The 26887-nt window shown below is 66.6% G+C and carries 22 protein-coding genes; 6 read left to right on the top strand and 16 right to left on the bottom strand.

Annotation, left to right across the window (positions count from 1 at the left end; translation table 11 throughout):
- Window positions 1-11 precede the first annotated feature (11 nt).
- Complete coding sequence (locus tag BSQ44_RS21780) at window positions 12-1712, bottom strand: outer membrane beta-barrel protein (protein ID WP_072607180.1); 1701 nt, start codon at window positions 1710-1712, stop codon at window positions 12-14.
- A gap of 147 nt (window positions 1713-1859) precedes the next feature.
- Here BSQ44_RS21780 and BSQ44_RS21775 point away from each other — a divergent pair, with 147 nt between their 5' ends.
- A complete protein-coding gene (locus tag BSQ44_RS21775) occupies window positions 1860-2858 on the top strand; it encodes a KpsF/GutQ family sugar-phosphate isomerase (protein WP_072607179.1) in 999 nt (332 codons plus the stop codon).
- 13 nt (window positions 2859-2871) lie between these two features.
- Here BSQ44_RS21775 and BSQ44_RS21770 read toward each other — a convergent pair whose 3' ends face one another.
- The 3 genes from BSQ44_RS21770 to BSQ44_RS21760 form a co-directional block, all read right to left on the bottom strand.
- Complete coding sequence (locus BSQ44_RS21770; protein WP_072607178.1) at window positions 2872-3330, bottom strand: NfeD family protein; 459 nt, start codon at window positions 3328-3330, stop codon at window positions 2872-2874.
- A 22-nt stretch (window positions 3331-3352) separates the two neighbouring features.
- Window positions 3353-4303 (bottom strand): SPFH domain-containing protein, encoded by a 951-nt coding sequence (locus BSQ44_RS21765; RefSeq protein ID WP_072607177.1) that lies wholly within the window; start codon window positions 4301-4303, stop codon window positions 3353-3355.
- 109 nt (window positions 4304-4412) lie between these two features.
- Window positions 4413-5432 carry an alpha/beta hydrolase gene (locus tag BSQ44_RS21760; protein WP_083534865.1) on the bottom strand — a complete coding sequence of 340 codons (1020 nt, stop codon included), beginning with the start codon at window positions 5430-5432 and terminating at the stop codon, window positions 4413-4415.
- A gap of 196 nt (window positions 5433-5628) precedes the next feature.
- On the opposite strand from BSQ44_RS21760, the gene BSQ44_RS21755 reads away from it, so the two are divergent.
- Window positions 5629-7326, top strand: coding sequence for a methyl-accepting chemotaxis protein (locus tag BSQ44_RS21755; RefSeq protein WP_072607176.1), 1698 nt, complete (start codon window positions 5629-5631; stop codon window positions 7324-7326).
- Between the two features lie 14 nt (window positions 7327-7340).
- Here the strand turns inward: BSQ44_RS21755 and BSQ44_RS21750 are convergent, their stop codons facing one another.
- From BSQ44_RS21750 to BSQ44_RS21715, 7 genes are all read right to left on the bottom strand, one after another.
- Entirely contained in the window at window positions 7341-8555 is a 1215-nt protein-coding gene (locus tag BSQ44_RS21750; RefSeq protein ID WP_072607175.1) for an NAD(P)/FAD-dependent oxidoreductase, read from the bottom strand.
- A gap of 59 nt (window positions 8556-8614) precedes the next feature.
- Window positions 8615-9679: a ferrochelatase gene (hemH, locus tag BSQ44_RS21745; RefSeq protein ID WP_072607174.1), complete on the bottom strand. Its 1065-nt coding sequence runs from the start codon at window positions 9677-9679 to the stop codon at window positions 8615-8617.
- 136 nt (window positions 9680-9815) lie between these two features.
- Complete coding sequence (locus BSQ44_RS21735; protein WP_083534863.1) at window positions 9816-12215, bottom strand: 5'-nucleotidase C-terminal domain-containing protein; 2400 nt, start codon at window positions 12213-12215, stop codon at window positions 9816-9818.
- A gap of 165 nt (window positions 12216-12380) precedes the next feature.
- Entirely contained in the window at window positions 12381-13634 is a 1254-nt protein-coding gene (locus tag BSQ44_RS21730) for a phenylacetate--CoA ligase family protein (RefSeq protein ID WP_072607173.1), read from the bottom strand.
- A 21-nt stretch (window positions 13635-13655) separates the two neighbouring features.
- Window positions 13656-14333, bottom strand: a complete 678-nt coding sequence (locus BSQ44_RS21725) for a zinc metallopeptidase (RefSeq protein WP_072607172.1) — start codon at window positions 14331-14333, stop codon at window positions 13656-13658.
- A gap of 42 nt (window positions 14334-14375) precedes the next feature.
- Window positions 14376-14750 (bottom strand): outer membrane lipoprotein Omp10, encoded by a 375-nt coding sequence (gene omp10, locus BSQ44_RS21720; protein ID WP_072607171.1) that lies wholly within the window; start codon window positions 14748-14750, stop codon window positions 14376-14378.
- Between the two features lie 89 nt (window positions 14751-14839).
- Window positions 14840-16285 carry a homospermidine synthase gene (locus tag BSQ44_RS21715; protein ID WP_072607170.1) on the bottom strand — a complete coding sequence of 482 codons (1446 nt, stop codon included), beginning with the start codon at window positions 16283-16285 and terminating at the stop codon, window positions 14840-14842.
- Between the two features lie 430 nt (window positions 16286-16715).
- Between BSQ44_RS21715 and ilvD the strand changes: the two genes are divergently transcribed.
- Both ilvD and BSQ44_RS21705 read left to right on the top strand, forming a co-directional pair.
- The gene (gene ilvD / locus BSQ44_RS21710) at window positions 16716-18551 is read left to right on the top strand and encodes a dihydroxy-acid dehydratase (protein WP_072607169.1); all 1836 of its coding nucleotides are present in this window, start codon (window positions 16716-16718) and stop codon (window positions 18549-18551) included.
- Between the two features lie 81 nt (window positions 18552-18632).
- The gene (locus BSQ44_RS21705; protein WP_072607168.1) at window positions 18633-18929 is read left to right on the top strand and encodes a hypothetical protein; all 297 of its coding nucleotides are present in this window, start codon (window positions 18633-18635) and stop codon (window positions 18927-18929) included.
- A 25-nt stretch (window positions 18930-18954) separates the two neighbouring features.
- On the opposite strand, the gene BSQ44_RS21700 is transcribed toward BSQ44_RS21705, so the two are convergent.
- Genes BSQ44_RS21700 through BSQ44_RS21685 form a run of 4 tightly spaced genes read right to left on the bottom strand, consistent with a single transcriptional unit; the run spans window position 18955 to window position 22351 of the window.
- The gene (locus tag BSQ44_RS21700; RefSeq protein ID WP_072607167.1) at window positions 18955-19884 is read right to left on the bottom strand and encodes a heme-dependent oxidative N-demethylase family protein; all 930 of its coding nucleotides are present in this window, start codon (window positions 19882-19884) and stop codon (window positions 18955-18957) included.
- A complete protein-coding gene (locus BSQ44_RS21695; RefSeq protein WP_072607166.1) occupies window positions 19881-20180 on the bottom strand; it encodes a type II toxin-antitoxin system RelE/ParE family toxin in 300 nt (99 codons plus the stop codon). Before BSQ44_RS21695 ends, BSQ44_RS21700 begins: the two co-directional genes overlap by 4 nt.
- Window positions 20177-20437 carry a ribbon-helix-helix domain-containing protein gene (locus BSQ44_RS21690; RefSeq protein ID WP_072607165.1) on the bottom strand — a complete coding sequence of 87 codons (261 nt, stop codon included), beginning with the start codon at window positions 20435-20437 and terminating at the stop codon, window positions 20177-20179. The genes BSQ44_RS21695 and BSQ44_RS21690 overlap by 4 nt, the downstream gene beginning before the upstream one ends.
- Before the next feature lie 51 nt (window positions 20438-20488).
- Window positions 20489-22351, bottom strand: a complete 1863-nt coding sequence (locus BSQ44_RS21685) for a M3 family oligoendopeptidase (protein ID WP_072607164.1) — start codon at window positions 22349-22351, stop codon at window positions 20489-20491.
- Between the two features lie 149 nt (window positions 22352-22500).
- On the opposite strand from BSQ44_RS21685, the gene BSQ44_RS21680 reads away from it, so the two are divergent.
- Together BSQ44_RS21680 and BSQ44_RS21675 are read left to right on the top strand one after the other, a co-directional pair.
- A complete protein-coding gene (locus BSQ44_RS21680; protein ID WP_072607163.1) occupies window positions 22501-24024 on the top strand; it encodes a sigma-54-dependent transcriptional regulator in 1524 nt (507 codons plus the stop codon).
- 296 nt (window positions 24025-24320) lie between these two features.
- Window positions 24321-26171 carry a peptidoglycan L,D-endopeptidase MepK gene (locus BSQ44_RS21675; RefSeq protein WP_072607162.1) on the top strand — a complete coding sequence of 617 codons (1851 nt, stop codon included), beginning with the start codon at window positions 24321-24323 and terminating at the stop codon, window positions 26169-26171.
- Window positions 26172-26228: 57 nt separating this feature from the next.
- Here BSQ44_RS21675 and BSQ44_RS21670 read toward each other — a convergent pair whose 3' ends face one another.
- On the bottom strand, window positions 26229-26870 hold the full coding sequence (locus BSQ44_RS21670) for a 2-dehydro-3-deoxy-phosphogluconate aldolase (protein WP_072607161.1): 642 nt from the start codon (window positions 26868-26870) through the stop codon (window positions 26229-26231).
- Window positions 26871-26887 lie beyond the last annotated feature (17 nt).

Below are 26887 nucleotides of genomic sequence, written 5' to 3'. Positions count from 1 at the left end.
CTCCGCCGCGGTCAGCGTTGGAGCTTGAGGCCGAGATAGACGCTGGTGGCGTCGTAGTCGCGGCCGGCGATCGTGCTGTCGAAGCGCTCGTGGCGCAGCCTTCCGTTGATGCCGGCGTAGCGGTTGAACCACCAGGTCGCATTCGTTTCCGCGCTCAACGTCAGCTCGTGATCGGAAGAGTTCACGTAGTCGCGCCAGGCCAGGCCCGCATTGGCGCCCAGCGTCAGATTGGCCCGGACCTGCCGCAGCATCTCGATGCTCGCGGCGTAACGCACGGAGCCGCTCTCGCTCGCCGTCGTCGTACCCTCCACCTCGGTCGAGCCGATCAGCGACACGGTCGTGCCGCGCGTCGGCGACCAGGCAAGAGCCGCGTCCAGCAGGAGGCCGGAGACGGGCGTGAGGCGATCGTCGTCGAAATTCTCGCGCAGCCAGCCGGCGGAGACTTCGCCCGACAGCTTCTCGCCGAAATCGAGCTCGAAGCCGCCGCGCAGGGCCAGCCTGTCCGCGGAACGGGCGTAACCGCTGGAGTCAACCTCGAGATCGTAGTAGCGGCGACCGATCTCTCCCTCGACGAAGGGGACGATCGTCGGCGAGACCTCGTAGCCGGCACGCAGCGCGACCGTGGCGAGCGTGAAGTTCCGGTCCTTCTGCGACAGCGTTCCGCCGGACGACAGGTCGGCGTCGGAATAGATTTCCCGATCCAGTGAACCGGTCAGCGAAAAGCGCGCCTTGCCGACCTCCTTGCCGACCGAGAGGTCGCCGGAAAGCTCGTGCAGCAGGGGCTCCGAGACCACGTTGCCGATGTCGACCGGCGAAGAGGCCGACTCCGGACGAACCGTGTAGGCGAACGTCGCGCCGGCGTTCAGTCCGTATGCGAGATCGGCGTTGAAGGAAGCGTCGATGCCGCCCTGGAGTTCGTCGTAGTCGTCGTCTCCGGAGACGGATTCCTTGTAGATGCCGAAGGCGTTGAAAGCGGCCGAGTGGCGCGTCCAGTCGGAGACGGCGTTCAGACGCAACTCGGTCTGCGACAGAACCCCCTCGGTTCCGCCCGGCGCGTTCCGGGGGTTGGTCGACCAGGTCAGTCCCTGGTCGAGGGTGGTGAAGACGTCGAAGGTCCCGACGCGCAGGCCGAGCGGCGAATAGGGGTTCTCCTCCTCCTCGAACGACGGGGTCTCGATGGCGGCCGTGCGCGGGTTCTCGGGCTCGAGGCGCCGGTTGGCTTCCTCGTCGAGGGCATCGATACGCTCCTGGCGGACGGTGCCGACCGTGGTCTCGTCCGTTTCCTCCCCGACATCCGGCTGATCGGGTGCTGCGGCGTCTGCGGCTTCCTCCCGCTGGTTCGTGGCGCGGGCGGCCCGTCGCGGGGCGGGCGGCCGCTCGGAAAAGGCGTCGTTGTCCTCCTCCTCCATCGGAAACAGGCTGGCATTGTCGTCGCGCGTTTCCTCGTCGGGATCGAGCGCGCCCTCGCTGACGGGTACGTAGCCCGGCGTCGGTATGCCGCCGCGCGAGGGTTCGGCCGACGCATCACCCTCTTGCCCGGCGAGAAGTTCCTCGTTGATCTGGCTCTCGGTCAGCTGTCCCCGCAGCAGGTTCTCCTGCGCGGCCGCGTGGGTGAGCGTCAGAGACAGAAGCGCCGTCGAGGCCAGCAGAGCGAACCGTCGCGCGGGCAGGCGACGAGATCCTGCCGATCGTCTCTGTGGCAATTCGAGCATGGTGATCCGACGAGCCGCCCGGTGCGAAACTTTACCGAACCGTAAACACCGATGGTTAACGGGAGGTTGAAGCGGCCCTGCCGGCGCGGCATTCGTCGTTTGAAATCAAGGTTGGACAGCCGGGTTTGGACGGGATAGAGCGTCGCCATGCACGGGAAAGTCCTGAATCAGCGCGTGGACGCCAAGGCGGCGATCGAATCCGCCGTCCGCACCATCACCACCGAGCAGGCGGGGATGGCGGCGCTCGCCGCCGCGCTCGGCAACGGGCTTTCCGAATCCTTCGCCAAGGCTGTGGAGATGCTCGCCGGGATCGGGGGTCGCGCGATCGTCACCGGCGTCGGCAAGAGCGGCCATATCGGCAACAAGATGGCGGCGACTCTCGCCTCGACCGGCACGCCCGCCTTCTTCGTCCATCCCGCCGAAGCCAACCATGGCGACCTCGGCATGATCGCCCCCGACGACGCGATCATCGCCATCTCGTGGTCGGGCGAGACTTCCGAGATGAAGGGGATCGTGGCCTATTCGCGGCGCTTCAAGATCCCGCTGATCGCCATCACCTCCGGAGAGACGTCGACGCTCGCTTCCGCGGCCGATCTCGTGCTGTGCCTTCCGAAGTCGCCCGAGGCATGCCCGCACGGGCTCGCTCCCACCACCTCCACGGTGCTGCAACTCGCCATCGGCGACGCGCTCGCCGTCGCGCTTCTGGAGGCGCGCGGCTTCACGCCGGATCACTTCCGTACCTTCCATCCCGGCGGCCAGCTCGGCGCCAACCTGACGCAGGTTCGCGAGATCATGCATGTCGGCGACGAGATGCCTGTCGTCGGGCGCGGCGTTACCATGCCGGAGGCCATCACGATGCTTTCGGCGAAGCGCTTCGGTTGCGTTTGCGTGACGGGCGAGGACGGCCGTCTCGCCGGCATCTTCACCGACGGCGATCTGGCGCGCAGCCTGCATCTCAATCTGGCGGAGATCGCCATCGACGAGCTGATGACGCGCAATCCTAAAACCGTCACGCCGCGCACGCTGGCGGCGGAGGCGATGGCGCTGCTCAACGAGCATCACATCAGCGCGCTTGTCGTGGTCGACGAGGGTGTCCCGGTCGGCGTCGTGCATTTCCACGATCTCCTGCGGCTGGGAGCCGCCTGACCGCCCGAAAAGCTCAGACCGGTTCCACCACGAGGTCGCCGTCCGTGGCCGCGACCACCCGCACCTTCGTGCCGGGTGCTGCGTCGGGACCGTTCACCGGCCACCACGTGTCACCGAGCTTCAGCCTGCCGCGGCCGTCGCGGATCGCCTCGTCCAGCGTGCCCGTCCGGCCGACGAGCTGTCTGGCGCGCTGGTTGAGCAGGGGCTGGTCGCTCGGCGATTCGTCGCGCCGCACGAAACGGTAGCCGAGCCAGGCCGACAGCAGCGAGAAGACCAGGAAGACCAGGATCTGCACCTGCCATATCCACAGGGAGAACTCCCAGATGGCGATGGACAGGACGCCGACCGCGAGCGCGGCAAGCCCGATCCACACCAGGAAGACGCCGGGCAGGATGATCTCGAGCGTGAGCAGGACGAAACCGAGCACCAGCCAGTTCCACGGGCCGAGTTCGGAAAAGATGCGTTCCAGCATGGGGCCCTCCCGGCGCGGCGGGTCAGCCCTGACCGGGCGGAACGAGCGGCGGGCGGTTCGCGCCGCGCGTGTTCTGGGTGGGCGATTCGCCGCCGAATACTTCCTTGGCGATGGCGCCGATGCCGCCGAGCGAGCCGATCAGCGCGGAGGCTTCGACCGGCAGCAGCACGACCTTGCTGTTGGTCGCCGATCCGATCCGCGCCAGCGCTTCGGTGTACTTCTGCGCTACGAAGTAGTTGATGGCCTGCACGTCGCCGGCCGCGATCGCCTCGGACACGACCTGGGTGGCCCGGGCCTCGGCTTCCGCCGCACGCTCGCGTGCCTCGGCGTCGCGGAAGGCGGCTTCCTTCCGCCCCTCGGCCTCCAGCACCTGCGCCTGCTTGAGGCCTTCGGCCTCCAGAATCTGGGCGCGCTTGTTGCGCTCAGCCATCATCTGGCGCGCCATGGAGTCCACCAGGTTGGCCGGCGGATTGATGTCCTTGATCTCGACGCGGGTGACCTTGATGCCCCAGGGGCTCGCGGCCTCGTCGACGATCCTGAGCAGCCGCTCGTTGATCGCGTCGCGGTTCGACAGGAGCTCGTCGAGGTCCATCGAGCCCATCACAGAGCGGATGTTGGTCATGGTGAGGTTGAGGATGGCATTCTCGAGACCCGCCACCTGATAGGCCGCCTGGGCAGCGTTCAGCACCTGGTAGAAGGCCACGCCGTCGACGGCCACGATGGCGTTGTCGCGGGTGATGACCTCCTGCGTGGGGACGTCCAGCACCTGCTCCATCATGTTCATCTTGGCGCCGATGCGGTCGATGAAGGGAAGGATCAGGTTCAGCCCCGGCGAGAGCGACCGGGTGTAGCGACCGAAGCGTTCCACGGTCCAGTTGCTGCCCTGCGGAACCGTTTTGATGCCGGCAAAGAGGAACAGCAGCACCAGGACGACGAGCACCGGTATGATGATGTCCAGACCCGTGAAGTTCATCTTGCACCCCCTTTGACGTCGCCGCTCTGCCCCGCGACTCGGGTCGGCGGACCACGAAAGTGGTGTAGAGGGGTTTGGGGCGGGAGACAATTCCGTGGCGGCAGCGTCGTCATCGTGCCGCAGGCAGCTCCGACAGGAATGCCTCGACGGCGGCGATTGCCCCGGGATCGCTGACGACGCCGAGATGGCTCACGCTCGGCAGGATGACGTAGGTGCCGCCGGGCGCGTGCGGCGAGATCGTCTCCTCGTAGCGCTCGGCAAGGAACGCCTCGTCGGCCGCGCCTCCTACCAGCAGGAACGGCTCGTCGATCGCCGCCAGGTCGCTCCCAAAGTCTGGCCGCGGCGCGAAGGAGGTGGTCATCGCATAGGTGTAACTCGTGGTCGCCGTGTGCCCGTAGGGTCCGTCGAGCACCTCCTGCGGCATGGCGAAAGAGATGACCGGCAGATGGTTCAGCGCGGTGATGCCGACCGCGTTCAGCATCGTCAGTCCGATGATGCGGCGGGTAGCGGGCCGCGCCCAGCCGCCGGAGTTCGGCCGCGTCGTCGGCGCGTCGTACTTCAGGAAGGGTGCCATAAGGATGAAGGCGTCGGCCCGGTCGCCGTAAGCCCCGCCGGCGAAGCGCACCACGAACCCGCCACCCGACGAATGGCCGCCCAGAACCACCTGTGCCGGCCCGCCGGCCTGCCGCTGCAACTCGTCGATCAGGTCCGCCATGTCCTCTTCGAGCTGGCCGATGTGATCCACGTCCCCGCGTGTGGCCGGCGCTTCGCCATGGCCGCGCATGTCCGGCACGATGATCGTCCCAAGCCCGTCGGCGGCGAGCTTCTTCGCCATGGCGTGGAACTGCATGCCGTGCCAGCCGGACCCGTGGACCAGGACGACGAAGCGCCCGTTCGCCGCGGTTCCTTCGTAGCGGCGGTAGGGCAGGGCGGTTCCGTCGCGGGCGGTAAAGGTGATCTGTTCCGGCAGGTCGGAGTAGTCGCCGCGCGTCCCGGTGAAATCGAGCCCCTGCTTTCCACCGTCCTCCAGCGGCCCGGATGGCGGCGTGGAAGATGCGATCAGGATAAGGGCGATGGCGAAATAGACGACCACGCCGGTCGCGACTATGACGATGAGCTTGACGACCACGATGCCTCCCCCTCGATGGCCGCCCTGACTACCGCAGGCAGTCCGCATCGGCAAACCGGAAGCCATCGCCCGCGCGCCGGCGGTGCAAAACGCCGGCGTGCTTACCCGCGTTAGCGTCTTCTTAACCAGGATGTATGCAGCGTATGGTTGAAGATGGTTCTTTCCGCATGCTGCGGTCACGAGGCGCATATCTAAAATGTTTCCGGGCTTCTCTTCCGATTCCAGGGCAGTCATCCAGGCGATCGGCCGCTCGCAGGCTGTCATAGAATTCAACCTCGACGGCATCATCATCGACGCCAACGAGAACTTCTGCGCCGCGCTCGGCTATGCCCGCGACGAGATCGTCGGCAAGCATCACCGGATGTTCGTGGAACCGGCGGAGGCGGCGGGGTCCGACTACCGCGCCTTCTGGACCAAGCTCGCATCCGGCGAGTTCGACCGGCAACAGTACAAGCGCATCCGCAAGGACGGCAGCGCCATCTGGATCGAAGCCTCCTACAACCCGGTGTTTTCGGGTCGCAAGCCATACAAGATCATCAAGATCGCGACCGACATCACCGCGCTCAGGGAAAAGGCCTGCGAGGATGCGGCGAAACTCGCCGCGCTGTCCCGCTCCCAGGCGATCATCGAGTTCCGGCCGACGGGCGAAATTATCACTGCGAACGAGAACTTCCTCGCCGCCCTCGGCTACGAGCTTTCCGAAATCGTCGGCAGGCATCACCACATGTTCTGCGATGAGGCCTATGCGCGGAGCCGCGAATACCAGGAGTTCTGGGTGCGTCTCGAGCGCGGCGAGTTCGCCGCGGGCGAGTTCATGCGGATCGGGAAGGGCGGGCGCGCGATCTGGATCCAGGCGGCCTACAACCCGATCCTGGATCTCGAAGGTAGGGTGTCTAAGGTGGTGAAGTTCGCGACCGACGTCACGCCGCGCATGGGCGCCATCTCCTGCCTCGCCTCGGCGCTCAACGCGCTTGCCGAAGGCGACCTGACGCAGACGCTCGACGAACCCTTCGTGCCGACGATGGAAAAGGTGCGCCACGACTTCAACGGCGCGACGGCGCGGCTTCGCGATGCCATGCGCCGCGTGGTGGAGAACGCGCAGGGGATCGCCTCGGGCTCCGGCGAGATCCGCGGCGCCGCCGACGATCTGTCGCGCCGCACGGAGCAGCAGGCCGCCTCGCTGGAGAAGACCGCGGCCGCGATCGCAGAGGTAACGTCCGCGGTTGCCGAGACCAGCGAGCGGGCCGAGGAAGCTGCGCGCCTCGTTGGCCAGGCCCGCGGGAATGCGGAGAAGTCGGGGATCGTCGCGGACAAGACCGTCGCGGCCATGGAGAGGATCGAGAATTCCTCCGGCAAGATCTCGAGCATCATCGGCATCATCGACGAGATCGCCTTCCAGACCAACCTGCTCGCGCTCAACGCCGGTGTGGAAGCGGCACGCGCCGGCGAGGCCGGCCGGGGCTTCGCCGTCGTTGCCCAGGAGGTACGCGAGTTGGCGCAGCGTTCGGCCGGCGCGGCGCGCGAGATCAAGCAGCTGATCGACGCCTCGAGCGAGCACGTGAAGACCGGCGTGTCGCTGGTGGGCGAAACCGGCGGCGTGCTTCAGGAGATCGCCAGTCAGGTGCAGGAGATCAGCGCCAACGTCACCGCGATTGTGTCGAGCGCCAGGGAGCAGGCTACCAGCCTGGCCGAGGTGAACCAGGCGGTCACGTCGATCGACAAGGGAACACAGCAGAACGCCGCGATGGTCGAGCAGTCGACCGCCGCGAGCAAGCTCTTAGCCGACGAGGCCGAGGCGTTGCGCGTTCTGATCGCAGCCTTCCGGCTCGGTGACGTCCGGTCGAGCGGGAGCGACCGCGCGCCGACAACGCCGCGGCTGAAACGCGTCGCCTGAGCCGCTTCCGAGCGTCAGGCGCGGTCGAGGGCGAACAGGTCTGCATCGCGGTCCGCACCCCCGGTCAGGCTGGCGGTCACCACTTCGGCGGCGATGCGCGAGAAGGTGATGCCGTTGCCGCCGTATCCCATCACCGCATGGAAGCCGCGCTTGCCCGGCACGGGCCCGATCAGCGGCAAGCCGCTCGGCGTCGTGCCGAAGGCGCCCGCCCAGGCGAATTCCGGTGTCGTATCGATGCCCGGCAGCAGGCGTCCGAGCTTTTCGGTGATGCGAGCCGTCTTGTCGGCAAGCAACGAGTCGCGCCGCTCCTCGTCGGTGAGCTCCTCGTCCTCGCCGCCGCAGATGACGCGGCCGTCATGCGTGGCGCGAAGATAGAGGTACGGGTCCGAGGCTTCCCAGATGAGCGCGGCTTCGGGCCAGATCGCGCGCGGCTGCGGGCGCGTGGCGATGGCGTAGGTGGAGATCACCGAATGGTGGTCCTTTGGCACGAAGTCGGCGAGTTCGTAGCCGGTCGCCATCACCGCCGCGCCGGCGGAGATCGACGGGCCGTCGCGGGTGGAGATCGTCACGCCGTCGCGATGGCTTTCGAAACCGGTCGCCTCGGCTGGAGCATAGACCCGGGCGCCGCGGTCGATTGCGGCCAGCAGGAAACCGGCCGTGAGCCGCCTCGGATCGAGAGCGTAGTTGCCGTGGGAGAGCAGCGCACCTTTCCGGTCGAGCCCGAAACGGTCCTTCAGCTCTCCAGCGGTCAGGTAGGCGGAGCGCAGGCCGGCGCGGTTGCGCTGCAAACCCTCCTCGCGCAGCGCCTGCGGCGCCAGAAGGTTGCCGGCGAGATAGAGCGACGGCCGCTCGGTCGTGCGGCAGTCGATGCCGAGTTCCTGCACGCGGGCGGAAAGGTTCGCCACCGCGAGGCGCGATCGCCGCCAGGCGCGCTCGGCCCGGTCCTTGCCGATCTTCTTCGTCAGCGTCGTCAATGGCTGATCGATCTCGAACTGCACCAGCGCGGTCGTGGCCGCCGTCGAACCGAGCATCGGCCCACGGCGGTCGATCAGCACGACCGATAGCCCCGCGTCCGTCAGCGAATCCGCCATCATCGCGGCACTGATCCCCATGCCGACGATGGCGACGTCGGTCTTGACGTCGCGGGTCAGGGGCGTGACGGGGATCGCGGCTGCGCGATACGCAGTCCAGACGGCCCTGCCGGTTCGCAGGTCGAGCTTTCGTGACATGGGGGAGGTTCCTCAGGACGCTCCGGCAACGGCTGGGGTGCCCATCGGTTCCGTTCGGCTCAGGCCCAGCCGCCCAGTTCGCGCCGCACCATCTCCTCGATCACAGCCATGCCCTCTTCGCTGTCGTTGAGGCAGGGAATGTGCGAGAAGTTCGTGCCACCGCTTTCGTGGAAGGTCTCCCCGACCTCGCCGGCGATCTCCTCCAGCGTCTCCAGGCAATCCGCCACGAAGCCGGGGTTGAACACGGCAACGGATTTCACGCCCTCCTTCGCCAGCCTCTCCACCGTCTTGTCGGTGTAGGGCTGCAGCCATTCCTCCGGTCCGAAGCGGGACTGGAATGTCGTGAGCAACTTCTTCTCGTCCCAGCCGAGGCGCTCGCGAAGCAGGCGCGTCGTCTTCTGGCAGTGGCAGTGATAGGGGTCGCCGGCCTTGAAGTAGCTCTGCGGGATGCCGTGGTAGGATGCGATTACCACCTCCGGCTCGAAGTCGAGCGAGGCGAGATGCTTCTCGATCGAGCGCGCCAGCGCGTCGATGTAGACGGGCTCGTCGTGATAGGCCGGCACGGTGCGCACGGCCGGCTGCCATCGCATCTTCATCAGCGCCTCGAAGAACTTGTCGTTCACGGTCGCCGTCGTGGTGGCGGAATACTGCGGATAGAGCGGGAACATCACGATGCGGCGGCAGCCCGCCTTCGTCATGCGCTCCAGCACGCTTTCGATCGAGGGATTGCCGTAGCGCATGGCCCAATCGACGACGATATTGTCGTGGCCGGCAAGCGCGGCGGCGAGTTTCTCGCCCTGCGAGCGCGTGTAGGTGCGCAGCGGCGATTCGTCCTTCTCGCGATTCCAGATCTTGTCGTAGAGCGCGCCCGACTTCTTGGGCCGTGTGTTGAGGACGATGCCGTAGAGCACCGGATACCAGACGGCGCGCGGCCATTCGATCACCCGGCGGTCCGACAGGAACTCCGCGAGGTAGCGCCGCATCGAGGCGCGGTCCGTCCCGTCCGGCGTACCGAGATTGACCAGCAGCACGCCGACCTTCGGCTGCGCGACTGGCGGATGGCCTTGCGGCAGCGGACCCGTCGCGGTGGTGTTCGTCATGTCGGTTCGTTGATTGATCGTCATCGAGATGCCCCCATCGGCGATACCGGAGATAGGTCTGCGCGGATGCGAGACAATCGGACCAATTGCCGCGAGACGGGCCGAAACGAAAAGACCCGCCCTCGAGGGAGAGGGCGGGTCGCGTCCATTCGGTCGGCGGTCAGTTCGCGGCCGGGACGACCAGCGAGCCGCCGATCGGCAGGTGGTCCGGATCGAGGTCCGGATTGGCCTCCTTCAGCATCGACCACTTCATGCCGTCGTCGTAGAACTTCACCGCCAGCTTCCAGTAATTGTCGCCGCGCATGATGGTATAGGTTTCCTCGCCCCCGGCCATCGTGCCCTCGGCCGGCTTGTCCGGCGCGGCCATCGCGGTCTCCTGCGGCTTCTCGGCCGGAACCGTCGGCGGTTCGGACGTCAGCGTCGAGGACATGGCCGGCAGTTCGGGCGTCTCGACTTTGACCTCAGCCGCCATCTTCGCATCCTCTTCCGCCTTCATCGCGGCGGCCTTGGCCTCTTCCTCGGCCTTGGCTGCATCGGCGGCGGCCTTTTCCTCCGCCATCTTCTTTTCTTCCTCGGCCTTCATGGCGGCTGCCTTGGCCTCTTCCTCGGCCTTGGCTGCATCGGCGGCGGCCTTTTCCTCCGCCATCTTCTTCTCTTCCTTGGCCTTCATGGCGGCGGCCTTGGCCTCTTCCTCGGCCTTGGCTGCATCGGCGGCGGCCTTTTCGTCGGCCATTTTCTTTTCTTCAGCCGCCTTCATGGCCGCATCGTCCGCGGGCACCGTCGGCGCGGTCGCCGTGAGGCTGGTGGATGCGGCCGGCAGTTCCGGCATCTTGGCTTCCGGCTCGGTGACCGGGGCCATCTCGGCCTTCTGTTCGGGCTCGGCCGGGGCCATTTCCGTCCTCTTTTCGGGCTCGGTTGCCGCCGGGGTTTCCTCCGCCGGTGCGGGAGCGGCACTGCTCACCTCGGTGATGCGGCCGTCAAGCGCGGGTGTGAACGGCCGGTTCTCGGCGAGATAGTCCGCCACCACCTGTTCGAGCCCCGGACCGAAGTCGTAGGCGTTCTGCGCATTGTCGGCGAAGAGCTTGTAGCCGTCACCGCCGCCGCGCACGAAGTTGTTGGTCGCGACCGTGTAGAGCTTGCCGTCGTCGAGCGGCACCCAGGCACCGTTCTCCATCGTCTCGATCGACTTCAGGCGGTCGTCCGGCGCGGCCGACTTGTCGAAGGTGTACTTGAGACCCGCGACCTGCGGGAACTTGCCCTTGCCTTCCTCGATCTCGGACAGACCCGCCGCGATCGAGGTGCGCAGGTCGGCGCCCGTGATCTGGAAGGTCGCCAGCGTGTTCTGGAACGGCAGCACCGTGAGCACCTCGCCCATGGTGATCGTGCCCTCGTCGATCGAGGCGCGGATGCCGCCGCCGTTCTGCACGGCGATGGTCACGCCCTGGTCGGCCGTGCGGTCCAGCATGGCGTCGGCGATGAGATTGCCCATCTCGCATTCCTGCGCGCGGCAGGTGTCGCGGCTGCCGTCGATCGGCGCGGTGGTCTCGGAGACCTCGCGGCCCTTCAGTTCCTCGATCGGCGCGCCGAGTTCCTTGATGCGTGCAAGCACGGCTTCATCCGGAACGATCGACTTGTCGAGCAGGATCGGATCGCCGGTGGCCGACGTCACGACGCCCTCGTCGTTGAAGACCACCTTCAGCTCGCCGAGATACTTCGAATAGGACGCCGCCTGGGTGACAGGAACCTCGTAGCCTTCCGGATTCTCGATCATGGTCGGGTAGGGGCCGGCCGCCTTGTCGTCGGTGTTCGACAGGAGCGTGTGCGAGTGACCGCCCACGACCACGTCGACGCCGGGGATCTTGGCGATCGCCTCCATGTCGCGCGCGTATCCGACGTGGGTCAGCGCGATGATCTTGTTGATGCCCTGGGCCTGGAGCTTCTCGACCTCGGCGGTGATCGTCGCGACATCGTCTTCGATGGCGATGTTGGGTCCCGGCGAGGCAATCTCAGGCGTGTCGGTCGTGACCGCGCCGACGATGCCGATCTTCTCGCCGCCGACTTCCACGACGAGCGACGGTTTGATCATGTCGCCGACCTTCGACGCCGCGCTCGGCGCCACGTTGGCGCTGAGCACGGGGAACTCCACCTTCTCGAGGAAGGGTACAAGGGCGTCCTCGCCGTCGTCGAACTCGTGGTTGCCGACGGTCATGGCGTCGAACTTCATGCGGTTCAGGAACTCCGCCTCGGCGGTTCCCTTGAAGGTCGTGTAGAAGAGCGAGCCCTGAAAATTGTCGCCGGCGTTGAGGACCAGAAGGTTGTCGTTGGCCAGCGCCTCGCGACGGTCGTCGATGATGGTGACGAGGCGCGCGGCGCCGCCGAAGCACTCGCCCTTCCCCTCGTCCTCGGCCGAGCAGGTGGACTCGTACTTGTTGTTCGATTCGATGCGGCTGTGCCAGTCGTTGATGTGCAGGATATTGAGCGTGTAGTCGGCAAACGAAGCCGCCGTGGACATGGCAAGCATCGATGCCGACATCGCGGCAAGAGTGGCTGTCTTCTTCATCTTCAGTCTCCCGTGGCGTTCCGGATCCGGCGGACCGGCGCTCCGATACAGATCTTGTCGTCGGTGTCTTGAACCGGCTGCTTGTCAGGCCCGTGACATCCCGTGGCGCTCATGTTCACACCCGCACACGGCGGATGCAAGAGCTTCGTGCGCCTTGCCCTTGGGTCACTTCGCATAGTCCCGCTCGTCGGCGATCACCTTGCCGTCGTTGGGCAATGCACCGGCCGCGACGATCTCGACCTTGCCGCCCAGCTTGGTCAGATCGCGCAGCGACGCGGCGATGGCCGAAGCATCCGGCGACGCCCCGTCGGCCTTCTCCGCGCGCAGTTCCATCGCGTCGCTCTCGCCGTCTCGCGTCACCACGAGCCGCGCCCGGGCGATCTCTGGATGACGCCTGACGATCTCCGCGACCTGCTTCGGGTCGACGAACATGCCCTTGATCTTCGTGCGCTGGTCGGCGCGGCCCATCCAGCCCTTCAGCCGCCGGCCCGTGCGTCCGCAGGGGGATGCGCCCGGCATGGTGGCGGACAGGTCGCCGGTGCCCAGCCGCACCAGCGGGTAGACCGGGTTGAAGCCGGTGACCACAACCTCGCCGACCTCGCCGTCCTCCACCGGGTCGCCGGTGCCCGGCCGTACGATCTCGACGATCAGGTTCTCGTTGATCATCATGCCGGGATTCGGCTCACCGTCGTCGCCCGCGGTCTCGTAGGCGATGACGCCGAACTCGGCCGTGGCGTAGCATTGCAGGACCTTGATGCCCCGCGCGGCATATTCTGCCCGCAGCGACGGAAACAGCGCGCCGCCCGAGACCAGCCCGCGGCGGAACGAGGAGAGGTCCTTGCCCGCCTGCGCGGCGCGGTCCAGCATGACCTTCAGGAAGTCGGGTGTCCCGCAATAGACGGTCGGCCGCAGCGCCGCCGCGGCCTCCACCTGCATGTCGGTGTTGCCGGTGCCGGCCGGAAACACCGTGCAGCCGAGCGCCCGCGCGCCCGCGTCGAGCAGGAAGCCGCCGGGCGTCATGTGGTAGGCGAAGGCGTTGTGCACGCGGTCGCCGGATCGAATGCCGGCGGCGAAGAAAGCGCGCGCGTTGTGGAAGGCTTCCTCGTCCGTCGCTTCCGGCTCCCAGATCGGACCGGGCGAGAGGAAGACGCGGCGCCCCCTGAGCGCGCTCTCGTCGGCGAACCCTCCGAAGGGGGGAGACCCGGCCTGCAACTCCATCAGTTCGGACTTGCGCAGGACCGGCAGCCTCGCCAGCGCGGCGGGAGAATTCACCGCCTCGAACGGCACACCCTCCAGCCACTTGGCAAGACCCGGAGCGCTGGATGCGGCCTGCGCGAGGAAGCCGGGCAGGCGCCCGAAAAAGTCCGCTTCCCGCTGCCGCGGATCGCGCGTTTCAAGTTCGTCGAAAAAGCTGCTCATGGGTTCTCCTCCCCGCCGTCCTTATCGCAGGAGCCTGATCCAGCGTGCAAGGTTCACCAGCGAAATGAGCGCGCCGGCGACGTAGGTGAAGGCGGCGGCCCTGAGCACGCTGTGCGCGGCGGGCAGGTCGTCCTCGGAAAGATATCGCCCCTCGCGCAGGATCGGCAGCGCCTTGGAGAAGCTTGCATCCATCTCGACGGGCAGGGTGACGAGGTTCACCAATACGCGGACGGCGAGCAGCCCGATGCCGATGCCGAGCACGGCGACGAAGGCAGCCGGCGTCCGCACGATCAGCGTCAGGATCGGGGCGGCGATGAAGAATATCCCCGCCAGGCGGTCTGTTACCTGGGCGAGCTTGGCGAGCCGCTGCCGGGCCGCCAGCTTCCGTTCGCCGTTGGCATCCTGGATCGCATGCGAAACCTCGTGCGCCGCGATGGCGACGGCAGACAGCGACCGGCCCTCATGATGCTGGCGAAGGAGCCGCACCACCTTGGCGTCTGGATCGTAGTGGTCGCCCTTCTCGGTGATCTCGACGGGAACGTTGCCGAGATCGAAGCGGTCGAGCAGATGCCGCGCGAGTTCTCCACCCGTTCCCGGCAGGTCGGGCCGTTCCGCTCCATGCTTGCTGATCGTGTGCCGGACCCAAAGCTGCGGCAGGACCACGATCGCCAGCAGCACGAGGATGGCGAAGACGATCATCGGTGGGCCGTCAGAACCTGCCGGCGCGGGGCGCAGTCAGTGTCAGGAGACGCCGCTGCGGCGCACGAGAACGAACTGGTTGCCCGTTGAACTGGTGCAGTTGAGCTGGCTGGGCGTCGCCATCGAGCAGGCGACGCTCGACGTCGTCTGGCGGATCAGCGAGGTCAGCGTGATGTCGATGGTGCGGGAATCGCGCATCGTGTAGCTGCCCTGGGCGAGCTTGTTTCCGGTATCCCGGGCGTAGGTCTCGAAGGCGCCGTTGCTGAAGCGGGAAACCGCTACGCCGTCGGTTCCGACCCAGTCTCCCTCGACGCCGGAAGGGGCCCGCACGACCGGGCCGCTTCCCGGGCCTGCCATCTGGCATCCCGCCAGCGTGGCAAGGGCGGCCGAAGCCGCAAGCAGTCGAACCGTTCTCATCGTGCTTTCCTCTCCTCAGGATGCCGTTTCATGCCGCGCCGGCCCGGCAAAAGCAAGGCAGGCTGAACGACAAGGAGCCGCCTTCGTCTTCAGCGCACCAGGATGTTGCGAAACTGCCATGGGTCCTTGGTGTCGAGGTCCTCCGGGAACAGTCCCGGTCGGCCTTCGAGCGGCGTCCAGTCGGTATAATAGCCGTTGACCGGTCCGAGATAGGGCATCTGGACCTCGAGGCAACGCCGGTAATCCATCTCGTCGGTCTCGACGATGCCGGCTTCGGGATTTTCCAGTGCCCAGACCATGCCCGCGAGCACGGCCGACGACACCTGCAGGCCGGTCGCGTTCTGGTAGGGCGCGAGCTTGCGCGCCTCTTCCAGCGTCAGCTGCGAACCGTACCAGTATGCGTTCTTCTTGTGGCCGTAGAGAAGCACGCCGAGTTCGTCCTTGCCGTCCACCAGTTCGTTCTCGTCAAGCACGTGTTGGACCGGCTGCGCCTTGCCGGCAGCGCCGAACATCTCGTGCAGCGACAGCACCGCGTCGTTGCAGGGGTGGTAGGCGTAGTGGCAGGTCGGCCGGTAGGTCGCCTCGCCGTCCTTGTCGCGCACCGTGAAGTAGTCGGCGATCGAGATGGATTCGTTGTGGGTGACGAGGAAGCCGTACTGGGCGCCGGGCGTCGGGCACCAGGTACGCACGCGAGTGTTGGCGCCGGGCTGCTCCAGATAGATGGCGGCCTTCGAGCCCTTCTTGTGTTTCTTCGCGTTCTTCGGCTTCCACTCCTCGTGCGTGCCCCAGCCGAGCTCGGCCGGCTGAAGACCCTCCGAGATGAAGCCCTCCACCGACCAGGTGTTCCAGAACACGTCCATCGGCTTCGGGTTCTTGGTGCGCTGCGTGTCGCGCTCGGCGATGTGGATGCCCTTGACCCCGAGCTTTTTCATCAGCTTGGCCCAGCCCTTGCGGTCGTCGGCGGCGGGCTCCTGTATCTTGGCACCGGTGTCGCTGGCGAGGTTCAGCAGCGCCTGCTTGACGAACCAGGACACCATGCCGGGATTGGCCCCGCAGCAGGAGACGGCCGTGGCGCCGCCCGGGTTCTTGCGCTTCTCCTCGCGCACGGTCTCTCGCAGCGCATAGTTGGTACGCGAGGCATTGTCGGCGTCCTTGTCGAAATAAAAGCCGAGCCAGGGCTCGACCACCGTGTCGATGTAAAGCACGCCGAGCTTGCGGCAGAGCTTCATCAGGTCCAGCGAAGAGGTGTCGACCGAAAGGTTGACGCAGAAGCCGCGGCCTTCGCCCTTGGTGAGCAGTGGCGTCAGCAGGTCCTTGTAGTTCTGCTTCGTCACATGCTCCTTGACGAACCCGATGCCGCGCTCGTCCAGCAGCGCCTTGTCGGCATCCGAGGGATCGACGACCACCATGCGCGACTTGTCGAATTTGAAATGGCGTTCGATCAGCGGGAGCGTGCCGCGGCCGATCGAGCCGAAGCCGATCATCACGATCGGGCCGGTGATCTCGCCGTGGACGGGCCATGTCTGTTTTGCCATTTCGGGAAGCTCTCCGTGTTCGGGGTCGCGCGCAATGGCGCGGTGATCGGCGGCTAAACCATAAACGTTTGTCACAATAAAGCGAAAAGCCGGGAAAGGGGTTCCGCCGCCATTGCCGAATGCGTGGGCGATAGGCGCTGTCGCGGCACCTTTGGCCCTGGTTCGATGGCGAGGGACGGGCGCACCCGCACGATCTCATGCCGCCCGGCGGCCTCCGCCAATGAGGACGGCTAAACGCGCCTCCTCATGCCCGGCGGATGTTCATCCGCTCCACCCGGCGACGGGATCGCGGCCGCCGCCATCAATCGACCTTCCGAGGCATCGTACCGTACGTTACGGTACGGTTTGCGGTTGCCGTCGATGGGGATTCGTATTAGGTACGGGACAGTCGCCGCCGAGCACCGCGGCAACCACCCCCGAGGAACAAGCCATGCCCGCCTATCGCTCCAGAACCACCACCCACGGCCGCAACATGGCCGGCGCGCGCGGACTGTGGCGCGCCACCGGCATGAAGGAGGGCGATTTCGGCAAGCCGATCATCGCGGTGGTGAATTCCTTCACCCAGTTCGTGCCGGGCCACGTGCACCTGAAGGATCTCGGTCAGCTGGTCGCCCGCGAGATCGAGGCGGCCGGCGGCGTCGCCAAGGAGTTCAACACCATCGCGGTCGACGACGGCATCGCCATGGGCCACGACGGCATGCTCTATTCGCTGCCGTCGCGCGAGATCATCGCCGATTCCGTCGAGTACATGGTCAACGCCCACTGCGCGGACGCCATGGTCTGCATCTCGAACTGCGACAAGATCACGCCCGGCATGCTCAACGCGGCCATGCGGCTCAACATCCCGGTCGTCTTCGTCTCCGGCGGCCCGATGGAGGCCGGCAAGGCGCTGATGAAGGGCAAGCTTCAGGCGCTCGACCTGATCGACGCCATGGTGGTGGCGGCCGACGACAAGTACACCGATGCCGAAGTCCAGGCCGTCGAGGAAGCGGCATGCCCGACCTGCGGCTCCTGCTCTGGCATGTTCACGGCCAATTCGATGAACTGCCTGACCGAGGCGCTCGGCTTGTCGCTGCCCGGCAACGGCTCGACGCTCGCCACCCATTCCAACCGCAAGCGCCTGTTCGTCGAGGCCGGGCACCTGATCGTCGATCTCGCCCGCCGCTACTACGAGCAGGACGATGAGACGGCCCTGCCGCGCTCCATCGCCACCAAGGCCGCCTTCGAGAACGCCATGGCCCTCGACATCGCCATGGGCGGCTCGACCAACACCGTGCTGCACATCCTGGCCGCCGCCCACGAGGGCGGCATCGACTTCACCATGGACGACATCGACGCGCTGTCGCGTAAGGTGCCCGTGCTGTGCAAGGTCGCGCCGGCCAAGAACGACGTGCACATGGAGGACGTCCACCGCGCCGGCGGCATCATGGCCATCCTCGGCCAGCTCGACCGTGGGGGTCTGATCAACCGCGATGAGCCGACCGTCCACGCCGTAACGATGGGCGACGCGCTCGACCGCTGGGACATCAGCCGCACCAACTCCGAAAACGTCCGCGACTTCTTCATGGCGGCTCCAGGCGGCGTGCGCACCACGCAGGCCTTCAGCCAGTCCAACCGCTGGACGGAGCTCGACCTCGACCGCAAGGCGGGCGTGATCCGCTCGCCCGAGCACCCGTTCTCCAAGGATGGCGGCCTGGCCGTGCTCAAGGGCAACATCGCGCTCGACGGCTGCGTGGTGAAGACCGCCGGCGTCGACGATTCCATCTTGAAGTTCACCGGCCCCGCCAAGGTGTTCGAGAGCCAGGACGCCTCGGTCAAGGCAATCCTGTCCAACGAGGTCAAGGCCGGCGACGTCGTCGTCATCCGCTACGAGGGCCCGAAGGGCGGCCCCGGCATGCAGGAGATGCTCTATCCGACCAGCTACCTGAAGTCGAAGGGCCTCGGGAAGGCCTGCGCGCTCCTGACCGACGGCCGCTTCTCCGGCGGCACCTCTGGCCTCTCCATCGGCCACGTCTCGCCGGAGGCCGCGAGCGGCGGCGCGATCGGCCTGGTGCGTGAGGGCGACATGATTGAGATCGACATCCCCAACCGGACGATCAAGCTCCTGGTCGACGACGCGGAGCTCGGCCGCCGCCGCGCCGAGCAGGATGCCAAGGGCTGGAAGCCGGAGGCACCACGCAAGCGCAACGTCACCCTGGCGCTCAAGGCCTACGCCGCCTTCGCGGCCAGCGCCGACAAGGGCGCGGTGCGGGTTCTTCCCGAGTAGTCTGCAAGCATCGAAGTGGAAGGGCTCGCATTGCCCTCGCCCTTCCGCCGTCCTAGAATTCTCCCGAACGGAGGCATCTGAATGGACGACGCGAGAACTGGCTGGCGGCACATGAACAGCGCACCCAAGGACGGGAGCCGCATCCTGGTGACCGTGCGCGATTCGGAACAGGGTCCGGCACAGGTGGATGTCGCACACTGGGCCCGCGCGGACCAGTTCGGCATGGAAGGCTGGCGCTCCGCCGACAGCCATCCGGGCCAGATCATCGGTTACGCCGAGCCCGAACTCAAATGCTGGATGCCGCTGCCGCAGGCCGGCGCCTCGCCGCGCCCGAGCCCTTGGGAAGAGGGCGAAGAACTCTTCGGCTCCGGTATCTGAACCCAGCAGGCGCCCGCGACCGCGATCAATCGGTTGCGGCCGGTTCCTGCGCCATCTTATCCAGCGCCGTCACGAGAGCATCGCGGTCCGCGGTCAGACCCTTGTAGTCCAGTTGCGCCTCGTCGAGTGCCGCAAGCTGCGCCGCGAACGAGCGGGCGAGCGAAGCGCGCTCCGGATGACGCTCCAGTACCGGCATGGGGTCGAGGAAGATCCTGATCATGAACAGGATGTCGCCCGAGACCGGCAGTTTCCGCAATGTCTGCCGCTCGACCCGGATGAACGCTTTCTTGGCCGGCGCCGTGCCGAACCGCGAGGCGCGCGCGCTGGCCCGTTCGTCGAGTGCCTGCGACGACATCGGCTTGTGGAGTTCTGCGTCCGTCTGGAGCGACCAGTTGAGGCGCTCGACCGGCCGGTCGAGCCGCAGATTGTCGAACATGCGCGCGATCAGATCGGCGTTGCGCGTCCCGGCGGCGAAGCCCGGAACAGGCGCGTGGATCTCGTGCATCGGCTTGCCGAATTTTTCGGCGAGCGACCAGGAAGACGGAAAGCAGAGCGAGGCGGCTGCCAGCCGCCATCCCTCTTCGCCGCGTCGCATGAGGACGAGGTCTTCCTGCACGAGCAGGGCGGCGGCGAGCAGCGGAGGGTGATCTTCCGAAGCCACCGCATCCAGCGCGGCGAGCGCGGCTTCCCACTGCCGCGTTCCCGGAAAGACCGAGGGAAACCCGCCGACCAGATGATCGCGCACCAGCCCGAAGACCTCCGCCTGCGCCTCCTCCGTCTCCTGTTCCGCACGGAAGACGGCATCGACGTCCTTGGCGATCAGGTACCGCTTTTGCGCGAGGTACGACTCGTAGTGCTGATCGATCTCCAGCCATTTCGCGAGATCGAGCTGTCTCAGGCCGATCGTGAAAGGCGCCGCGGAGCCGTCATAGGGCGTAAGGGTGGGAGGTGTCATGCTGGATTTTCGAAGGCGCGACGCCAGTTTCTATGCCCTTCGACGATCACCTGGACGTGGACGATCTTCTCAGATTCTTCGACCCGATAGACGATGATGTAATTTCCGAAAACCACATAGCGTCTGATCCCGATCGGCGGGCCGGAAGCGGGGTAGGTCGAGAGCTTTTCTTCCACATGCGCCCGCAGTTCGTCGACGAAAGTATGAGCTCGATGCGGATTGTCTCGGGCGATGTAGTCCACGATGTTGGCGAGGTCTTGTTCCGACTCCCGTGAGAACAGGACGAGAAAGCTCACTTCCTCTTTTCCGCCGCGATCGCTTCGACTCTCTTGTGCAAGCGATCGAAGAAGGCGTCATCGGCAGGGACTACGCGTCCTGCGGCAATGTCCTCTTCGGAGCGACGCAGTTTCTCACGCAGTCGCAGGACGTCCTCGTCATCCGCGATCATTGCCGCCAGCGCATCTTCGATCGCCTCAGTTTCGGAGGCGTACCGTCCGACTCTGACCTGCTCGGCAATCCAGTCAGCGTGATGCTTCTTTAGCGGAATGTTCATGGCTCTTTCCTTCGAGGGCAGATTACATGGCTCGTCCGCCGGATGCCAGCATCACCCCTCCATCCCCTCCAGCTCGTCGATCAGCCCCTCGATCACCGAGAGACCCTTCGCCCAGAAGCCGGGGTCGGAGGCGTCCAGGCCGAAGGGGACCAGGAGCTCCGAATGGTGCTTCGTGCCGCCTGCCCGCAGCATGTCGAAGTACTTCTCCTGGAAGCCTTTCTCCGCGTTCTGGTAGACCGCGTAGAGCGAGTTCACCAGGCAGTCCCCGAAAGCGTAGGCGTAGACGTAGAATGGCGAATGGATGAAGTGCGGGATGTAGGCCCAGAACACCTCGTAGCCATCGCGAAGGCGGATGGCGGGGCCAAGGCTCTCGGCCTGCACCTCCAGCCAGAACTCTCCAAGCTGGTCGGAGGTGAGTTCGCCCATGCGGCGCTGCGCGTGCACCTTGCGCTCGAACTCGTAGAAGGCGATCTGGCGCACCACGGTGTTGATCATGTCCTCGACCTTCTGGGCGAGCATCGCCTTGCGCTCGCGGCGGTCGCGCGTCCGTTCGATCAGCGAGCGGAAGGTGAGCATCTCGCCGAAGACGGAAGCCGTCTCGGCGAGCGTCAGCGGCGTCGAGGCCATCAGCGGACCCTGTTGCGAAGCCAGCACCTGGTGAACGCCGTGCCCCAGTTCGTGCGCCAGCGTCATCACGTCGCGCGGCTTGCCCATGTAGTTCAAGAGCACATAGGGATGCACCGAGGGAACGGTCGGATGGGCGAAGGCGCCGGGCGCCTTGCCGGAACGCACCGGTGCATCGATCCAGTCCCGGTCGAAGAAGCGTCCGGCGATCTCGGCCATCTCCGGCGCGAAGCCGCGATAGGCCGACAGCACCGTCTCGCGCGCCTCGTCCCAGCCGATGATCGCCTGCGGGGTCTCGGGGAGCGGCGCGTTGCGGTCCCAGTGGTTCATCCGCTCCATGCCGAGCCAGCGCGCCTTCATCGCATAGTAGCGGTGCGACAGCCTGGGATAGGCGTCCTTCACCGCCGCCGCGAGCGCGTCGACCACCGGCCGCTCGACCCGGTTGGCGAGATGCCGGGAATCGGCGATGTCGTCGAACCCGCGCCAGCGGTCTGAGATTTCCTTGTCCTTGGCCAGCGTGTTGGTGATCAGCGTGAAGATGCGCAGATTGTCCTTGAACGTCCGCGCCAGCGCCTCGGAGGCGCGGCGGCGCTTTTCGCCGTCGGGATCCTGCAGGAGGTTCAGCGTCGGTTCGAGCGACAGTTCCTCCCCCTCAACGGAGAAGGGCAAGGCCGACATGGTCTCGTCGAACAGGCGATTCCACGCGCCGCGCCCGGTGATCGATTTCTCGTGGAACAGCTGCTCGACACGGTCCTCGAGCTGGTAGGGCTTGTCCTTGCGCAGGTCCTCGACCCAGGGCCGGTAGCGGCCAAACGCCGGATCGGCGTCCAGCGCGGCGGCGATGTCGGCCTCCTCCACCTTGTTCAGTTCCAGCGAAAAGAAAAGGAGATGCGCGCTGGCGTCCGTCATCTTCTCCTGGATGTCGCCGTAGAGCTTTGCCCGCTTCGGGTCACCGGTGTCGCCGGCATAGACGAGGCTGGCATAGGAGACGATCCGCCCGATCAGTTCCTCCAGCGCCTCGTAGGCATGCATCATCGCGCCCAGGCCGCCGGTCTTCGGCTCCTTCGTCGCCTCGGCGATCCTGCCCTTCCATTCGGTCTCGAAGGCGACCGCGTCCGACTGCGCGCGGGCGATGTCGCGCTGCAATTCGGGCGCGTCCATCCCGGCATAGAGGTCGCCCAGGTTCCACTCGGGGAGGTCGCCCAGGTTCGAGGCCGCAGCGGCGGTGGCCGACGCGCCGGGAGGGGCCAGGGTCGCGCCCGCACGAATGGATTCGATCGGAAACTTCATCGCTCGGTCCTTGCCCGCCTGGATGCCGCGGCCGGCTCGCGGTGCTGAAAGAGTTTGTTCACCGGCTTTCTTGAGGCCCTATTTAGACCCCCGTGCCATGATGATCCAGACAGCAATTTCGACCACTATATCACCTGTGCGAAGGTTAAATGTCGGGTCCAGTCCTCATCGTCGATGACGATCCGGTGCAGCGTCGGCTTCTCGAAGCAGCCGTGACGCGCGCCGGCCACGAGGCCGTGTCCGCCGATGGCGGCGAGGCCGCGCTGGACAAGATTGCCGCCGCGCAGGACGGCTTCGCGGTCGTCGTGCTCGATCTCGTCATGCCCGGCACGGACGGCCTCGCCGTCCTGGACGCCATGCGCAAGCGCGGCATCAACACGCCGGTCATCGTGCAGACCGCGCAGGCCGGCATCGACACGGTCGTGGCGGCCATGCGCGCCGGGGCGTTCGACTTCGTCGTCAAGCCGGTTTCGCCCGAACGCCTCCAGGCCTCCATCGCCAAGGCGATCAAGGTCGAGACGCACGATGCCGCGAGCCGCCGCGCCCGGCCGGACAAGCAGAAGACGCTCACGATCGGCGACCTCGCCACCACCAGCCCCGCCATGGAGCGCGTGATCCGGCTCGCCCAGAAGGCGGCCTCGTCCAACATCCCGATCCTCGTCGAGGGCGAATCGGGCGTCGGCAAGGAGGTCATCGCCCGCGCCATCCAGGGGTCTGGCAACCGCAAGACGAAGCCTTTCGTCACCGTCAATTGCGGCGCCATCCCCGACAATCTCGTCGAAAGCATCCTGTTCGGCCACGAGAAGGGCTCCTTCACCGGCGCCACCGAGAAGCATCAGGGCAAGTTCGTCGAGGCCAATCACGGCACCCTGTTCCTCGACGAGATCGGCGACCTGCCGCTCGACGTCCAGGTCAAGCTCCTGCGCGCCGTCCAGGAGGGCGAGGTGGATCCGGTCGGCGGGCGCACGCCGGTCAAGGTCGACATCCGGCTGATATCGGCCACGCACCGCGATCTCCTCCAGCGCGTAAAGGACGGCCTCTTCCGCGAGGACCTGTTCTACCGGCTGAACGTGTTTCCGGTCTTCGTGCCGCCGCTGCGCGACCGGCGCGAGGACATCGCCGGCCTTATCCGCCACTTCATCGGCTCGATCGGCGCCGCCGAGACGGGTGGGCGGGTCCATGGCATCTCCGGCGAGGCGCTGGCGATCCTGAAGGCCTACGACTGGCCGGGCAACATCCGCCAGCTGGAGAATGCCATCTTCCGCGCCGTCGTTCTGTGCGAGGGCTCCATCCTCACGCCCGAGGAGTTTCCGCAGATCTGTGCCCAGGTCGGCACGGTCGATACCGGCGCCGAAAGCGATCTGGAGATCGAGCCCGCGGCGCTGCCCGGCTCCGCCGGCGAGGGACGGACCGGCCGGCTGCAGCTGCCGACGCCGGGCATCTATGCCGCGCGCGAAAGCGACGGCGTTCTCGATGCGCTGGACGAGAAGGGCAACGTGCGCTCGCTCGCCGATGTCGAACTGGAGATGATCCAGTTCGCCATCGCCCACTATGACGGCCAGATGAGCGAAGTCGCCCGGCGGCTCGGCATCGGCCGCTCCACGCTCTACCGCAAGCTCAAGGAATACGGCATCGAGCCGGAAACCGGACGCGGCGACAAGGTCACCACCTGATTTTTCGGTTCATGGATGCCGGACCCATCCACTCCGAAATTGCGTCTGTGAAATCTTTCATTTACCAAGCGAAAAGTGGATCGGTTTCGGGCAAGTTCCCGCCATCGTCTCACCGTATTTCGACTTCAATAAGCTCGGATTAACCATTAGGGATGATAGTCCGCAGACGTAGGTAGCGTCGTCGGACTACCGGGGACGAAAAGAAGCCAGCAAGGCCGATCATTTTGGATACACGGTACTTCTCCATCGCATGGTGGCGTTCGCGCGCACTTTCTCCGCTCGTTCGGGCGGCGGGAGTGCTTCTCGCAACAGCGGTGCTGACGGCAACGGCCACCCACGCGCAGGCCGAGACCCGCACGCTGAAGCTCTACTTCATCCATACCAAGGAGAAGGCGGAGATCACCTACAAGAAGAACGGACGCTACATCCAGTCCGGTCTCAATGAGGTCAACCGCTTCCTGCGCGACTGGCGCCGCAACGAACCGACCAAGATGGATCCGAAGCTCCTGGACATCGTCTGGGAGGCCTACAAGACCGTCGGCGCCCGTGACTACATCCATGTCGTGTCGGCCTATCGCTCTCCGGCGACCAATTCGATGCTGCGCAGCCGCAGCAAGGGCGTTGCCAAGAACAGCCAGCACACGCTGGGCAAGGCCATGGACTTCTACATTCCCGGCGTGAAGCTCAGCACGCTGCGCGCCACCGGCCTGAAGATCGGCGCGGGCGGCGTCGGATACTATCCGACCTCGGGCTCGCCTTTCGTCCATTTCGACGTCGGCAGCGTCCGCCACTGGCCCCGCATGAGCCGCAAGGAACTGGTCGCGGTCTTCCCGAACGGCGGCACGCTGCACGTTCCCTCCGATGGCAAGCCCTTGCCCGGATACAATCAGGCGCTGGCGTCATATAAGGCGCGCGGACGCAGCGGCGCGACCATCCAGGTTGCGAACGACGACGCCGGGTCCTCGCGCTCCGGCTCCGGACGCGGCTTCCTGGCGGCCCTGTTTGGTGGCGGCGCCGACGAGGAAGAAGAATCCAGCACATCCTTCGAAACCATCGCGCGGGCCACCGGCCGCAACGTCCCGGCTGCCGCCGTGGCCCGCAATGCGCCCGAGAAGCAGGAACTGCCCGGCGTAGCCGTCGCGGCAACCTTCGCGCCCGCCGCGGCGCCCGAGCCCCAGAAGGCCGAGCCGACGCCGGAACAGATCATTGCGTCGCTGCCGATCCGCAGCATTCCGCTGCCGGTCTTCGCATCACGCGCGGTTCCCGAAAGCGCGGCTCTCGTTGCCGCCGCGCCGGACGCGCCGGCTCCCCTGGCCGTCCCCGCCGAGCAGCCCACCGAGGAAGAGGTCGTCGTTGCGATGGCCGTCCCCACTCCGACTGCGAGACCCGCCGCGGAACTCGCCGCGGCAGCCGAGGTCCCGGAACTGGCGGCGGCAAAGCTCGCCGAGCCCGCGCCCGCGCCGGAGACGCCGGTTGCGGATGCGGCCGGGCAGATCCGCAGTTCCGTCGTGGCATCGCTCGCCGACACGCAGTCGGCCACGCCGTCCCGCAGGCCCGCCGATCCCATCGCCGAGAAGACCGTACCCGAGAACGACGCCATAACGCTGGCGGCCTTCGCGCCGGTGCCGCAGCTTCGTCCGTCGGGCGGACCTTTCGAGGAGATGATCGCAGGCATGCCCGTCCCTCGCCCCGAGGCACGCGACCGGGTCCGGTCCGACGCCGTTGGGACGGTCGGGCAGAAGCCCGGCAAGGGTTCGCGCGTCGCCGGCCAGAGCACCGCTCCTTCGCAGCGCGCGGTGCTGCTCGCCAGCAACGGCAACGTCGATCCCCTGCAGGCGATCGCCTCGGAGGTGAAGACCACCGGCAAGTCGGCCAAGCCCGGCCCGCAGGACCTGAAGGCCGACCGCAAACCGGTGGTCATTCCCGTCGAGGAAGTCCAGGCGCGCTGGGCGCTCGAGCGCTCAGGCCGGCTGACGCGGGCCATCGCTTCGGCCAAGGAACCGTCGCTGGCGCACCATGCGATCCGGACCTCGCCGCGGCAGGTCTACACGAGCGGCTTCGTGCCGGTCATGAAGGAGCCGGATCCGGCACGCTTCTCCGGCAATGCGGTCACTTTCCTGTCGGTGGCCACCTTCGACGCGAACTGATCGTCACGTCCCTCGTCCAGCCGGACGGGGCTCTTCCCCCGGTTCCGCCGATCCTGCTCAGCCGCGCGCGGCTGCGACGGCCTGACGCGCCAGATCCTCGATCGCGTCCCAGTTTCCGGCATTGACCAGTTCGTCCGGCGCGACCCAGGAGCCGCCGACGCAGATCACGTTCGGCAGCCGCAGATAGTCGCCCGCGTTGGCCGCTGTGATCCCGCCCGTGGGGCAGAAGCGGACACCGGCAAGCGGCGAAGCGAGCGCTTTGAGAAACGGCAAGCCTCCCGCCTGCTCGGCCGGGAAGAACTTTAGGAGCGAATATCCCTCTTCTATGGCGGCCATGATCTCGCTCGGCGTGATCGCGGCTGGCAGAAGCGGCACGTCGCTGCCGCGTGCCGCGTCCAGCAGTTCCTGCGTGGTGCCGGGGCTGACGACGAAACGGGCGCCGGCGGCAGTCGCCTGGTCGTACTGGCGTGGCGTTAGGATGGTGCCGGCGCCCACGATCGCCTCCGGCACCTCGGCCGCCGCGATGCGGATCGCATCGAGGGCTTCGCGGGTGCGCAAGGTGATCTCCACGGCCGGCATTCCGCCCCTCGCAAGCGCCCGCGCCAGCGGCGCTGCATCGGCTACGCGCGCGATCTTCAGCACCGGGATCACCGGCTGGCCGGTCATGATGGGAAGGAGCTTGTCGGCTTTCTGGGGCATGGCGACGTCGTGTCCTT

Origin of the sequence: Aquibium oceanicum (genome assembly GCF_001889605.1) — a bacterium.
In the GTDB taxonomy this organism is placed as follows: Bacteria; Pseudomonadota; Alphaproteobacteria; order Rhizobiales; family Rhizobiaceae; genus Aquibium; species Aquibium oceanicum.
Note: the sequence above shows the minus strand (reverse complement) of the source record. Positions and strands in the feature narration are given on the sequence as shown.